This is a genomic window from Prosthecobacter dejongeii, from assembly GCF_014203045.1.
Lineage (GTDB): Bacteria > Verrucomicrobiota > Verrucomicrobiia > Verrucomicrobiales > Verrucomicrobiaceae > Prosthecobacter > Prosthecobacter dejongeii.
Window position 1 is genome coordinate 371,126 of the sequence record NZ_JACHIF010000002.1, and the last position, 14,209, is coordinate 385,334.

The 14,209-nt window shown below is 58.7% G+C and carries 5 protein-coding genes; 3 read left to right on the plus strand and 2 right to left on the minus strand.

What is annotated here, in order from left to right:
- The first annotated feature begins 156 nt into the window (after positions 1 to 156).
- The 3 genes from HNQ64_RS06770 (at position 157) to HNQ64_RS06780 (ending at position 13,271) form a co-directional block, all read left to right on the plus strand.
- Positions 157 to 2,895 (plus strand): phosphoenolpyruvate carboxylase, encoded by a 2,739-nt coding sequence (locus HNQ64_RS06770; protein WP_184206778.1) that lies wholly within the window; start codon positions 157 to 159, stop codon positions 2,893 to 2,895.
- 1,110 nt (positions 2,896 to 4,005) lie between these two features.
- Complete coding sequence (locus HNQ64_RS06775) at positions 4,006 to 12,726, plus strand: IPT/TIG domain-containing protein (protein WP_184206780.1); 8,721 nt, start codon at positions 4,006 to 4,008, stop codon at positions 12,724 to 12,726.
- A gap of 389 nt (positions 12,727 to 13,115) precedes the next feature.
- A complete protein-coding gene (locus HNQ64_RS06780; protein ID WP_184206782.1) occupies positions 13,116 to 13,271 on the plus strand; it encodes a hypothetical protein in 156 nt (51 codons plus the stop codon).
- Here the strand turns inward: HNQ64_RS06780 and HNQ64_RS06785 are convergent.
- Both HNQ64_RS06785 and moaC read right to left on the minus strand, forming a co-directional pair.
- The gene (locus tag HNQ64_RS06785) at positions 13,258 to 13,743 is read right to left on the minus strand and encodes a MogA/MoaB family molybdenum cofactor biosynthesis protein (RefSeq protein WP_184206784.1); all 486 of its coding nucleotides are present in this window, start codon (positions 13,741 to 13,743) and stop codon (positions 13,258 to 13,260) included. The genes HNQ64_RS06780 and HNQ64_RS06785 overlap by 14 nt on opposite strands.
- A 9-nt stretch (positions 13,744 to 13,752) precedes the next feature.
- Complete coding sequence (gene moaC / locus HNQ64_RS06790; protein WP_184206786.1) at positions 13,753 to 14,208, minus strand: cyclic pyranopterin monophosphate synthase MoaC; 456 nt, start codon at positions 14,206 to 14,208, stop codon at positions 13,753 to 13,755.
- Between the last annotated feature and the right edge of the window lies 1 nt (position 14,209).

Genomic DNA, 14,209 nt, shown 5'->3' on the forward strand with positions numbered 1-14,209 from the left:
ATTCAGTATCCAGTGTTCAGTGTTCAGTGTTCAGTGTTCAGTGTTCAATGCGGAAACGGATACCGAAGACTGAATACCGAAAACTGAACACGGGATACCGAATCCAGAACACAGATCACTGGCACCCGGCATCCTTCCTGCTAAAAGTGACGCCGAATGACACCGACCAACCCGCTGCGGGAGCATGGCTTCCGCCTTCTCGAAGATGAACTGAAGTTTCTGATGGATGCTTTTGCCAATGTGCTGCGCCGTCTGGGCGAGCCCGCATTGGCTGAAAAGCTGCCCTGGGCAGGCAAGTGTGAGGGCATCGGAGATGCTCCGGATCGTGCTTTGGGCCAGGCCTACTCCATCGCCTTTCAGATGCTGAACATCGTCGAAGAACGTGCGGCCGCTCAGGTGCGCCGTCTTCGTGAAAAGGAAAAAGGCCCCCTCGCAGAAAAAGGCCTGTGGCCAGATAACCTGCGGGAAATGCAGTCCCTGGGCCTCAGCGAGGACGAGCTTCTGGATGTGCTCCGCGAGGTCCTGGTCGAGCCTGTTTTGACCGCTCACCCCACCGAGGCTAAGCGCGAAACCGTGCGCGAGCTGCACCTGGAAATCTACAGCCTCATGAATCGTCATGAGAACCCCTCCTACACACCGCGCGAGCAAGTGCGGCTGCAGAGTCACCTGGAAACACGGCTGGAAAACCTCTGGCGTACCGGGGAGATCCATGTCACTCGCCCCACCATTGATGCCGAGCTGCAAAACGCTCTGCATTACCTGCGTGAGGTCTTTCCCGAGGCGCTTTCCCGCGCCCACATTCACCTGCGCGAGGCCTGGATCGCCGCTGGCTATGAGCCGGCTGCCGTGGATTCACTGCCACCGCTGCTCCGCTTTGGCACCTGGATCGGCGGGGATCGTGATGGCCATCCCTTTGTCACTGCGGAAGTCACCGCCCGCTCTCTCACCTCCCTACGGGCCAATGCCCTGCGCATCCAGCGTCGTTCTTTGGAGGCCCTCGCCTTCCAGTCCCCGCTCAGTTCGCTGTTTCAGAAAACGCCGGAGGTCTTAGAAAACCTCATTGCCCAGCTCACGGCCACCCTCCAGGCAGAGCCCAGCGTGGACCTCGCCTACATTTTGGAGCGGAATAAAGAGGAGCCCTGGCGCGCCGCCATCTACCTCATGCGGGCAAAGATCGTCCTGGCTATGGACAAGCCCGAATCCCCCGCTGCTTACATTGAGGCGTCCCAACTGGATGCCGACCTCACCGCTTATGCGGAATCCTTGATGGCTGTCGGTGCTAGCACCCTGGTGCAGGAATTCATCGTCCCCCTGCGGCGGCAGTTGCTGGCCTTCGGTTTCCACTCCGCCATTTTGGACATTCGCCAGAACTCCAGCTTTCATGAAAAAGCGCTGGATCAGCTCCTCCGCACCGCTGGGCTGCTGGATGATCGTCCTCTCAGCGACTGGCCTCTGAAGGAAAAACGGGCTTTGCTGGAAAAGGAGCTCCTCTCGCCTCGCCCCTTCCTGGCCCCTGGCATGTCCGCTGGCCCAGAGGCGGATACGGTGCTCGCCTGCTACCGCGTCGTCGCCACCCATTTGCAAAAACACGGCCCGACCGGTCTGGGCGCGCTCATTGTCTCCATGACCAAAAATGTGGAAGACCTCTTGACCGTGTACATCCTTGCCCGCGAAGCCGGACTCACCGAGTGGACGCCGGAAGGACTGCACTGCCCACTGCCTGTCACCCCCTTGTTTGAGACCATGGATGACCTGGAGGCAGGGCCTGGCATCGTCCAGGACTTCCTTTCTCATCCCGTCACCCAGCGCAGCCTGGGGAAGGGGAAACCCACCCTCCAGATGATGGTGGGCTACTCAGATTCGAACAAAGATTGCGGTATCCTCGCCAGCCAGTGGGCACTTCACCGCGCCCAGATCGCCTTGGCCAATACCTGCCAGGCTCATGGCGTAAAGGCCGTCTTTTTCCACGGACGCGGCGGCACAGTCGGGCGAGGGGCGGGCCCTACCCACTGGTTCATGGAGGCCCTGCCTCAGGGCTCCCTCGGCGGCTGGCTGCGCATGACGGAGCAGGGGGAAACCATCGCCCAAAAGTATGCTCACCTCGGCTCTGCCGTTTATAATACGGAGCTCCTCATGGCCTCTGCCGCTGCCGCTACGGCCCGGCATCGCCATGCCACCACGGCACCCCTAGCGATCCATTCCACCATGGATCGTTTGGCGGACTGGAGTCGCGATGCCTACCGTGGCCTCCTTCACGCGCCGGATTTCATGCGCTTCTACCGCGCTGCTACGCCTATTGATGCACTTGAGCACGCCCGCATCGGCTCCCGCCCCAGCCGCCGCACCGGCCAGGCTACGCTGGATGACCTTCGCGCCATTCCCTGGGTCTTTTCCTGGACTCAGTCCCGCTTCTACCTGCCTGGCTGGTTCGGTGCAGGCTCCGCACTGGAGAAGCTGCGCACTGAAGACAGAGCAGCCTTTGAAGAGCTGCGCACCCAGCTTCGGGGTTCTGCCTTCCTGCGTTACGTTCTGACAAATATCGAAAGCTCCCTCGTCAGTGCCAATCCGGAGCTCATGACTTTATACGCAGGCCTCGTCCCAGATGCCATGGTGCGGGAATCTTTCATGGGCACGATCTTGGCCGAATACTCCCGCACCCGTGAGCTGCTGGAAGACATCTTCCAGGGCACCTTTGCCAATCGCCGCCCTCGTCTGGCCTACACGCTGGACATTCGTGAGGAACCCCTGCGTGTGCTGCATCACCAGCAGGTCAATCTGCTGCGTGAATGGCGCGCCTGCCTCGCCGCTGGCGAAAACGAAGGGGCCGAGGCCATGCTGCCTGACCTCCTCATCTCTGTGAATGCTCTGGCCTCAGGCCTGCGCACCACAGGCTAAGGCGCCCCTCCATCACGGCCTGCCACCCCACACCTTTAAAAAGGTGTGGGCGTAAGCACACACATGCACCTATGACGACTGTCGGGAAGTTTGTCTGGCGGGGAGATCTGGGAGATTTTTCCCCTTATTCGTGGCAGTCTCGACTCTTCCTCCAGGGGGCACTCATCGGCTGAATCCCCCGTTGGATGAGAAATGCCACCGTCAGAGCTGGCGGGTCAATTTGCTAGAGCGACCTCACGACCTAGCTCCGCATTCCCCACCCACGCAAAAGGCTGGTTCCCGGCTCCGCCTTCTCCAGCGTCTAAGCAAATTCTTTGCCTGCGCTTTATTTCACAGTGGTGAAATGCGGCTGGAACTTTCGACCGCCTCACTTCCACAATTCCAGGATTCTGAAAAAAGAGTTTGGGAAAGCATTTTCAGCATCTCCAGTCACTCAAGTGAAAAGGATCAAGCAGCACAATAAAAGCCCTAGAGCACGTCAATCCTAATCAAAATTAAGGTGAAAGAACGCAAAAACCGAACATTAGCGAGATGCGTTTAAGTGAAATGCTTTTTTTATCAAATAATCCATAATTACAATGATAAAACGGGGCTATTTTAGGCATTTTGCCCGGTTTATTGTGCATATTGCATATTATTAATATAGGGTTTGATTGTCCTACAAGGGTGTGGCTATCAGTGGAGCTGGTGGACTCCCCTTTTTTCATCTCCATTCGGTCTTTGAATTCCGAGCCAGGGCGCTTTTTAGCAGCTCGCAGGGACCGTGCGTTCCATCATTCATCCGCTCAGAAGCTGTCTGGGAAAGATTCCGCACCCTCTTTTTGGGGGGATTCTTTATGCATTTCTTGTTCGGCTGAGGTGCAGCCACACGCCGCCCTCAGCAGTAAATCTAGCCCACGCTAAAGCACTTTTACTCTCTCCAGTCTCTCCTGGCTTATGAAGAAAGATCTCTTTACCCCCTGGTTATCGCGCATGCCTCAGCAGCCAGCGATGGGCACCATCCTGCCCACTACGTCAAAAACCAAGAGGGGAGCGTGGGCACTCTTGCCCGCTTCTCTGAAGTCCCGCTCGTCCCTTCGATTCGCCGCCTCACTCCTGCCCGCCTCATTCATGCCCTCGAGATTCCTCAACCTCACTGTCGCCTTTCTGCTGTCCTTCTTCGCCGCCACCTCCCAGGCGCAGATCGTGGATAACTTCGACGATGGCAATTTGGGCACAAACATCACCGGTAACGGCACGGGGTTCTCCTCCATAGGCCAACTGGGTGTCTCGGAAAGTGGCGGAGTTGTGAATATGACGGGTAGCTCTTACAGCACCATGGTCATTCAGTCGAATGACACGGTGAACCCATTTCAGGCGACCAGCACCACCACGCATTTCCGTTTTGGTACCATCGCATACGCATCTGCTTGGCAGCGGTTTTGGCTAGGCTACAGAGACTCTGCATTCTTTGACAATCATTTTTTCCCAGACCAGCCGTCGGCTCAGGGATTGTATGTCTCGGTTATTTCAAACACCGGGTTCGAAAATGCCTATAACTACACGGGTAACCTGGTTTCACACAATGGGTCTATCCGCACCATCCTAGCCTCTTGGAACTGGAGTGATGTCACTCAGCTTTCCAATCTCACCGTTAGCCTCACGACTACCGACACGACTTACAGCATCAGTTTCTCGGGTGCAGTAGCCACCCCGACTTTCACCGTGGGCGCATCCTCAGGTGCCTTGACGGGTTTAGGTTCCACCTCCGGCAAAACGTTCCGTGTCGGCGTGCACAACCAGTCCAATGGCACCAGCACAGCGGCTGTGGATGCCATAATCATGGGCGCACTGCCTGCTGCTCCGCCCACCGTCACTAATGTCACCCCCGCGACAGGCAGCACCGTGGGCGGCACCACCGTGATGATCACGGGTGCGAACTTCACAGGGGCCTCGGCCGTGACCTTTGGCGGCACAGCGGCGACGAGCTTCACGGTGGACAGCGCCACGCAGATCACGGCGGTGACTCCGGCAGGCACCGCAGGTGCAGCCAGTGTCCTGGTCACCACCGCAGGTGGTACAAATGCAGCAAACACACTCTTCACTTACACCGCTTCGACACCTTTAGCGGCTCTGGAGGCCTATCTCAAAGCCGGTAACGCTGAGGCAGGGGACTTTTTTGGTCAAGTGGTAGCCGTCTCTGGTGACACAGCCGTCGTCGGGGCGTACTCGGAGGGCAGCAATGCGACCGGTGTCAATGGAAATGGTGCCGACAACAGTGCCTCTTACTCGGGCGCAGCCTACATCTTCACCCGCACGGCGGGCGTCTGGACCCAACAGGCCTATCTCAAAGCCAGCAACTCCGAGGCGTATGACAACTTTGGATGTTCGGTGGCCGTGTCCGGTGACACTGTCGTCATTGGGGCCTACGCGGAGGCCAGCAGCGCGACCGGCGTCAACGGGAATCAAGCGGACAACAGCGCCGTTTACTCGGGCGCGGCCTACGTCTTCACTCGCAGCGGCTCCACCTGGACCCAGCAGGCTTATTTGAAAGCGAGCAACACCGAGGAGTATGACACCTTCGGTTACTCCGTGGCCATATCCGGCGATACCGCCATCATCGGAGCCCAAGGGGAGTCCAGCAACGCCACCGGAGTCGGTGGGAATCAAGCGGACAATAGCGCCTCAACCTCCGGCGCAGCTTACGTCTTCACTCGCAGCGGCTCCACCTGGACCCAGCAGGCCTATCTGAAAGCCAGCAACACCGGAGAGTATGATTACTTTGGGTTGTCCGTGGCCTTGTCCGGTGACACCGCCATCATCGGAGCCCAAGGGGAGTCCAGCAACGCGACCGGAGTCGGCGGGAATCAAGTTAACAACAGCGCCTCTTTCTCAGGTGCGGCGTACATCTTCAGCCGTAGCGGCTCCACCTGGACCCAGCAGGCCTATTTGAAAGCCAGCAACTCCCAGGCGGATGGCCGCTTCGGCCGCTCCGTGGATGTGTCCGGTGACACCGCCGTCATCGGGGCCTACGGGGAAGCCAGCAACGCGACTGGAGTCAACGGGAATCAAGTTAACAACAGCGCCTATTTCTCAGGTGCGGCGTATATCTTCAGCCGTAGCGGCTCCACCTGGACCCAGCAGGCCTACCTGAAAGCCAGCAACTCTGCGGTCTCTGATAACTTTGGGTTGTCTGTGGCCGTATCCGGCAACACTGCCGTGATTGGTGCCTTCGCGGAGGATAGCAACGCGACCGGAGTCAACGGGAATCAGGCGGACAATAGCACTTCCGCGTCGGGCGCGGCGTATGTGTTTACCCGGAGCGCGGGCGTCTGGACACAAAAGGACTACCTTAAGGCCAGTAACACCGGGGAGAATGACCGCTTCGGCCTTTCCGTGGCCGTGTCTGGTCACACCGCCATCATCGGTGCTAGCTTTGAGGATAGTGATGCGACCACCGTCGGTGGTGATGGTAGCAACAACAACGCTACTGAAGCGGGAGCGGCCTACATCTTTAATCTCGGCCAGGCAGCGATTGCCCCGACCGTAACCAACGTCTCCCCTGCAACAGGCAGCACGGCAGGCGGCAGGAGCGTGACGATCACCGGCACGGACTTCACGGGAGCCACGGCGGTGACGTTTGGCGGCACGGCTGCGACGAGCTTCACGGTGGACAGCGCCACGCAGATCACGGCAGTGACTCCGGCTGGCACCGCAGGCACAGCGAGCGTCCTAGTCACGACCACAGGCGGTACGAATGCGGCGAACACGCTGTTTACTTATGTGTCACCACCTACGGTCACTAACGTCGCCCCAGCTCGCGGCCCGACCGCAGGCGGCACAAGCGTGACGATCACGGGCACGGACTTTACTGGAGCCACGGCGGTGACGTTTGGCGGCACGGCTGCGACGAGCTTCACGGTGGACAGCGCCACGCAGATCACGGCGGTGACTCCGGCAGGCTCCGCAGGTGCAGTGAGTGTCTTGGTCACCACCGCAGGCGGTACGAATGCGGCGAACACGCTCTTCACTTACATTGCTCCGCCCACCGTGACCAACGTCAACCCTGCAACGGGCAGCACCGTGGGAGGAACCAGCGTGACAATCACTGGAACGAACTTCACAGGAGCCACGGGTGTGACCTTTGGCGGTGCGCCAGCGTCGAGAGTCAGGGTTTTTAATGCCACGACCATCACCGCCACCACTCCGGCTGGCACCGCGGGCCCAGCCAGTGTTCTGGTCACCACCGCAGGCGGTACGAATGTGGCTAACACTCTCTTCACTTATATCGTGCCAAACTCGGCCCCGAGCTTCAACCTACCTCTCGGCGATCTCGGACCGGCAGGGATGGTTTGGACGCAGAGAACCAGCGGCTTCGATAGCTGGAATGCCATCACCTCTTCTGCGGACGGTAGCAAGCTGGCCGCTGTGATCTTTGGCGGGCCTATCTTTACCTCAGCGGACAGTGGCGTGACCTGGACGGCGCGGGAAAATAGCCGTAACTGGACTTCCATCACTTCCTCCGCAGACGGCAGCAAGCTCGCTGCGACCGTGAGCGCTGGACAGATCTACACCTCGACCGACAGCGGTGTGACCTGGACGGCACGGGAAAGCAGTCGAAGCTGGACTTCCATCACCTCCTCCGCAGACGGTAGTAAACTAGCGGCCACGACTTATGCCGGCCCCGTTTACACCTCGACCGACAGCGGCGTGACCTGGACGCCCCGGGCCAGTGGCAACTTCAATTGGAACTCCATCGCTTCCTCGGCAGACGGCAGCAAGCTGGTGGCTGGCGCGTATGGAGCTCCGATTCATACATCGACCGACAGTGGCGTGACCTGGACGGCGCGGGACAGCAGCCGGAATTGGAATACCGTCGCCTCCTCCACGGATGGCAGCAAGCTGGCAGCAATCGCGTTTGGCGGCCAGATCTACACTTCCACGGACAGTGGCGTGACCTGGGTGGCGCGAGATAGCAACCGAAATTGGAACTACATTGCCTCCTCAGCGGATGGCACCAAGCTGGTGGCAACCGTGAGCTTTAACCTTGTTTACATTTCGGGAGATAGCGGGGTGACCTGGACACCCCAGGATACCAGTCGGCGGTGGAGTGCGGTCGCCTCTTCGGCAGATGGCAGCAAGCTAGCGGCAACCGTGACCAATGGTCAGATCTTTACATCAGTCCCCGCACCGCTGCCTCCTGTGGTGAAGGTGTTGGCCGGCTCGGGCACATCCACGACGCCTAACTTTGCTTTCAATATCAGCCCGGGGCCAGCCTCAGACAATGGACAGACGGTGAGCTTCACGGTGACGAACAACAACAACGCACTCTTCACCACCCAGCCAGCCATCGCGAACAATGGCACCCTGACCTTCACGCCAGGCAATACGGTAGGTTCAGCCATCGTGACGGTGACTGCCGTGGACAATGGCGGCACGGCAGCAGGTGGTGTTGACAGCAGCGCTGCGCAGACCTTCACCATTCAAGTCTTACCGCCTGCGCCGACGGTGGCGAATGTGGCGCCGTCTTCAGGCACCACCTTCGGCGGCACGAGCGTGACAATCACCGGCACGGAATTCACCAACGCCACGGCGGTCACTTTTGGTGGCACGGCTGCGACGAGCTTCACGGTGGACAGCGCCACGCAGATCACAGCCACAACTCCGGCAGGCACGGCAGGCGCGGCAAGTGTGTTGGTGACGACACCAAGTGGCACCAATGCGGCGAACACGCTGTTCACCTATGTGGTGCCGAATTTTGCCCCGGTGATCACCAGCAATGGTGGTGATGCCACAGCCTCCATCAACGTCGCCGAAAACAGTGCCGCTGTGACAACGGTGACCGCGACGGATGCGGACCTGCCAGCGCAGACGCTGACCTTCACCAAGAGCGGTGCGGATGCGGCCCTGTTCAATCTGGACTCCGCTACGGGCGTGCTCAGCTTCATCACCGCGCCTAACTATGAGGCTCCTGCGGACAGTGGCTTGAACAACATCTATGAGGTTACCGTGACCGTGGCAGATACCGGCTCGCCAGCCTTGAATGATGTCCAAGATCTTTCGATCATCGTCACCGATGTAAACGAAAATCCGGCGATCCGCCCTTCCAGTTCTTTCCTCGCTTACGAGACAGTGAACCCGACCCGTGACGCCTCGGGCCTGATTGTCTATACAACGAACAATGCGGCGACGCTGGCAGCTCAACCCTTTAACCGTGTGCGTTACCGTATGGATAACACCACGGGTGGCGTGGCCTACTATGCGGATGCCTCGTTTGATGCCTGGGGAGGTCTCACCGTCGCGGGACTGAAAGTGCCCGACGCGGGGAACATCCTCACGACGCAGCGCAATGTGACGAATGTCTCCATCCGCTCCAACCACCCACGGGTGATCAATAGCAATACCGAGCTGGGCCGACTGGAACACTGGACCAATAATTACGCCACTCCCGGCATCATTGGCGGATCTGGCAGTTTGTATGATTACGACGATACGCCACAGACGCCGATCGTGGGTTACGGCAGCTTCCAGTTGCACAACCTTTCGGCCACCGTGCCGGAGACGGTGTTTGCCTGGAACAATCACAGCAATGGTGCTGTCCCCGAAGTTGGCTTTGGCAATGCGACGATTGGAATCCATCCCGACTGGACCTTCACGAACACGGGCACCAATGCCTGGAGAATGCAGATTTACATCGAGAACAACTTTGTTCCTCCGGCGATGAGCTTCACCGAAGACGTGGTGGGTAACATCCTGTTCTTCAATGCGCCCTTCCAAGATGACAGCGCCTCCCTCACGGTGACTCTCTCCATCGCGGACGGCACCATCACAGGCAATGCTGGCACTGGCATCACGGTGGGTGGCACAGCGATCTCACGCACCTTCACGGGCAGCGTGGCGGATCTGAACGCCTACTTCACCACGCCTGGCAAAGTGACTTACCTGGGGGCCCCGAATAACACGGTTTCCCGCACGCTCACGGTCACTGTTTCAGACGGCGGCCTGAGCACCTCCACCACCAGCACGATCCATTTGGCACCGGTGAATGATCTACCGACTGACATCGCCGTCACCCCCTCAAACGTCCCCGAAAACAATGAGCCAAACGCCATTGTGGGAACCCTCAGCACCATTGACCCAGATGTGGGGGATACGTTCTCCTACAGCCTAGTGACGGGTGCTGGCAATACGGACAATGGCAGCTTCTCCATCGTGGGTAACACCCTGCGGATCATTCCCGGGGTGGACTTTGAAACCAAGCCTTCTTACTCGATCCGGGTGCGTTCTACCGAGGCGAGCACTGCTTTTATTGAAAAGGCTCTAACCATCAACGTCAGAGACTTGCTGGAACAAGAAATTGCCTATGACGACTTCCGCAGACCTAGCGACTCGGGCAGTGGCTGGTCCACCAACTGGAGTGTGGCCAATCCAGCCGTGGCCAATCTGGTTTATCCGCCTCTGAATTCGGGCGGACAGGCGGCAGGCAGCGGTGCGGGGCAGAGATTCCGCACCTTGGGTGCGGCCCAGACGACCGGGGTGGTCTATGTCTCTGCGCTGCTGAAAGGCGGCGGCTACTGCAACATCACCCTTTATGATACTACCCAGGAAAAAGTATCCTTCGGGGTGGTCTATGATCCTCTGAGAGGAACGTTCAATCCCAATTTTGGCTTGTTCGATGAAACGCGTCGATTCGAAGGAGGGGCAGCCATGGTTCCAACCGCAGTGCCCATCGATACGGCGACTCATTTGATCCTGGCCCGTGTGGACTTAGATCTCAATACCGTGGACATGTGGCTGGATCCGAATCTGGCTTTGCCACTGGGAGCACCGAACTGCACCAGCCGCGCTGGGTCTGCTTCCGGTGGTAACTACGACTTCAACCGAGTGCGGCTCGAAGTGACAGGCACGGCAGTGATGGATGAACCACGCATCATGGCAGGAGATCGTCGGTTTGTGGCAGAGCGTTTGACGAGTGCGTCTATCGCTTCCCCTAGCGTGACCAATGTGAAAAATACCCGGGCCACCCTGGGTGGAGATATCTCTCAGACGGGCGGCACGGCCATCCTGGAACGTGGCGTGGTCTATTCGGCCACCGCCGTCAACAGCAACCCGGAAGTGGGTGGGACCGGTGTTTTCCAGGCCACGGCCAGCGGCACCTCCACAGGCACGTTTACGGTCAATGTGGCGGGCTTGGTCGCGGGTACCAATTACAGATTTAAGGCCTACGCACGCAATGCCATCGGCACGACTTACACCTTAACGACGGGCAGCTTCCAAACGCTTTCCGTGCCTGAATCGATCCCCGGCGACAGCGGTGATGTGATCAGCAATAGCTTAGCCACCGGTGCTGATGGAACATCCACCATCGGCAATTACGGTGTGCTGCGTCGCGGCGGTTTCTTGGCCGAAAATGGCGTGTTTGCCTACCCAGGTTACCTGCTGACCGGTAGCGGCAGCCCTCAGGTCACCGCGGCAAACAATTCTGGCATCTGGAAGGTGCAGGGGGGAAATCCTCTCCTAGTTGCCCGCACGGGCACAACAGTGCCTGACGTGCCTGGCGCTTTGTTTGCCACGGTGCCAGAGGTACCGGGGCTGAGCGAATCTGGCGACGTTTCAATGCTCTCTACCTTAGTCATTGGCAGCGGTGGTGTTACCAGCGCGAATGATACGGGTCTGTGGAGTGAAATCGGCGGTGGTGGTCTGCGCCTGCTGTTGCGTGAGGATGACAGCATTCCTTCCCTTGCGGGAGTAAAGGTGGGCTCATTTGCCTCCGGCGTGTATGCCACTGCCCGGACTGGAGCCAGCACAGGCGAAGCGGTCTTCTCCGTCACTTACAAAGGAGCCAGCACCAAAACGGCCCTGCTGCGCACCAGCGTCAGTGGTGCTACCACCACGGTGAGTGTGGTGGCCCAAGAGGGCGAGATCGCCCCGGGTGCTTCCCCGGCCGCGAATTACGTGAGTGTCGCGGGCAGCTACAGTGACCCAGGGCGCATGGATGCGCAGGGGAACTTCGTCTATTCGGCTCTGACCACCCCGGGCAACAAAGAAGGCATTTGGTATCAACCCGTCACGGGCGGCACGCCTAGCAAGGTATTCTTTGCAGGTGAAACTGCCCCTGGAACCGGAGGCGCCACCTTCGCCCGCCTGCAGCGCCCATCCATGGGCAGCAATGGATTCATCAGCTTCCGCGCCACGCTGAACCTGAATGGAGACAATGCGACCAATGCCCGCAACGACGGCATTTGGAATGGCAGTGCATCGAATCCGGCTAGCTTCACCTGCGTGCTGCGTCGCGGAGATGGCGTGTCGAAGGTGTCGAACCTGCCCGTGGGCAGCCTGGTGGGGAACCCCTGGGGTGGCTGGCTGACCAACAGCAATCTGGGAGCCTGGAGAGCCTGGCTGGACGTGGATGGCGATGGCATCAGCTCCACGGCGGATGGAGACGTGAACGCGATCTTTGCCAACCTCTCTGGAACGATGCAACTGGCCGTGAAGGTGGGCGATGCAGCCCCCGGAACAACTGGAGCGACCTTCAGTGGTTTTGACCTGCCGATGGTGGGAGGCAACAACCAGTATGCAATCCTGGGGAATCTTTCCGGTGGCGACACGGTGACAGCGAATAACCAAGGTCTGTGGAAGAGCGCCCCGAATGGTGGAGCGCTGACGCTGGCGATCCGCAAAGGGGCGACCATCACCACCACAGAAGGCCCGAAAGTGGTGACGAAGATTGACGTTCCAGGATCGAACCAAACGGACCGCCGCTGGGAGCAGCCAGTGATGGATAGCACGGGCCGCATGGTGGTTTACGTGACGTTCGCTGATGGCAGCACCAGCCAGGTGATCGTGCCGTAGTCCTGTAAAGGTTTCTGGTAAAAGGCGCGGCCTGCAAAGGTCGCGCCTTTTTCTTTGCCCAGCTTTGGAGTCTGGAACGCTGGAACTTTGCTTGCTTTCGTCGCCCCTTCGTCTGAAGTCGTCTTATTTCTCCAGGGTAAGTCCTGTGTTTAGCGGTGAGTGAACTCGGGAAATGAACGGCGTGAGATGGGCGGAATGTGAGGCCTGGAGAAAAGACGATTTCGAATCAAGGATGCTGAAATGGTCTTGCGTAGGCATCAGACTTTTGGTTTGATGATAAAGTTAATTCTTATTTAATGGATGATTAATCCTGAGGCGTGTGTTCAAAAGCACCCGTTTAGGTTGTCAGCCATGATGAGATGACTTGTCAGTTTTGAACCGTTACTCAGATGAAAATTCGCTACGTGATGCCTTTGAAAATGCTGTTCCTCATGGCTGTTGCCTATGGCCCCACTCCACTGCCCCTGGTGGCGCAGACGGTGAATCTCAAAAATACGGCGCAGAGTCCTGGTGAAGGACATTCCGTGAAGGCTAACAACTGGTAGGAACCCGCTGGGCCAGTTTGACCGCGTGGGGAATGGCGCCTAACACGAAGCTGAGGCATTCGACCGCGCCCTGGGGTTTCCCAGGCAGGGCGATCACGAGGGCGCGATCCACAATCGCCGCGAGGCTGCGGCTCAGAATCGCATTCGGTGTGATCTCAACGGAGCGCATGCGCATCAATTCACCAAAGCCAGGAATCTCTACCCGCATGATGCCGCGGATGGCTTCCGGGGTGACGTCCCGCACATCCACTCCTGTGCCGCCGGTGGTGAGGATGAGCCCGCAGCCTTGGGCATTGAGTGAGCGAATGGCCGACTGGATGCGTTCGAGGTTGTCTGGCACAATGACTTCGCCGATGACCTGCCAGCCGTAGCCCTCCGCGGCTCGGCGCAGAGCGGGGCCACCGAGATCTTCATAGACGCCTTGGCTGGCGCGATCTGAGACAGTGATGATGCCGACGGGGAGAGTGGACATGGGAGCGCTTTAGGGGAGGGGAGTTTTGGTTTTGGAAACCAGGCCGATATCGGTGATCTGCATGGATTTGTCCACGGCCTTACACATGTCATAAATAGTCAGGGCGGCGATGCTGACCGCTGTGAGGGCCTCCATTTCTACCCCGGTGGCAGCAGTGGTTTTCACTGTGGCCAGGATTTGAACAGCCTCTGTTTGCAGATCAAAATCCACGGCCACTTTGCTCAGAGGAATCTGATGGCAGAGGGGGATGAGGTGTTGCGTTTGCTTGGCTGCCTGGATGGCTGCGATGCGCGCCACGGCGAGGACATCTCCCTTTTTGTGACCATTTTCCTGGATGAGACGCAGGGTCTCGGGATGCAGGAGGATCTTCCCTTGAGCCACGGCTTCACGCAGGCAGGGCTGTTTGTCAGAGATATCGACCATGCTGGCTTTTCCAGCATCGTCCAGATGTGTGAGGGAGGGCATA

Excerpts from the sequence above, each read along its gene's own strand:
- HNQ64_RS06770 (WP_184206778.1), top strand. The coding sequence starts at position 157 with ATGACACCGACCAACCCGCTGCGGGAGCATGGCTTCCGCCTTCTCGAA.
- HNQ64_RS06775 (WP_184206780.1), top strand. The coding sequence starts at position 4,006 with ATGCCCTCGAGATTCCTCAACCTCACTGTCGCCTTTCTGCTGTCCTTC.
- HNQ64_RS06780 (WP_184206782.1), top strand. The coding sequence starts at position 13,116 with ATGAAAATTCGCTACGTGATGCCTTTGAAAATGCTGTTCCTCATGGCT.
- HNQ64_RS06785 (WP_184206784.1), bottom strand. The coding sequence starts at position 13,743 with ATGTCCACTCTCCCCGTCGGCATCATCACTGTCTCAGATCGCGCCAGC.
- moaC (WP_184206786.1), bottom strand. The coding sequence starts at position 14,208 with ATGCCCTCCCTCACACATCTGGACGATGCTGGAAAAGCCAGCATGGTC.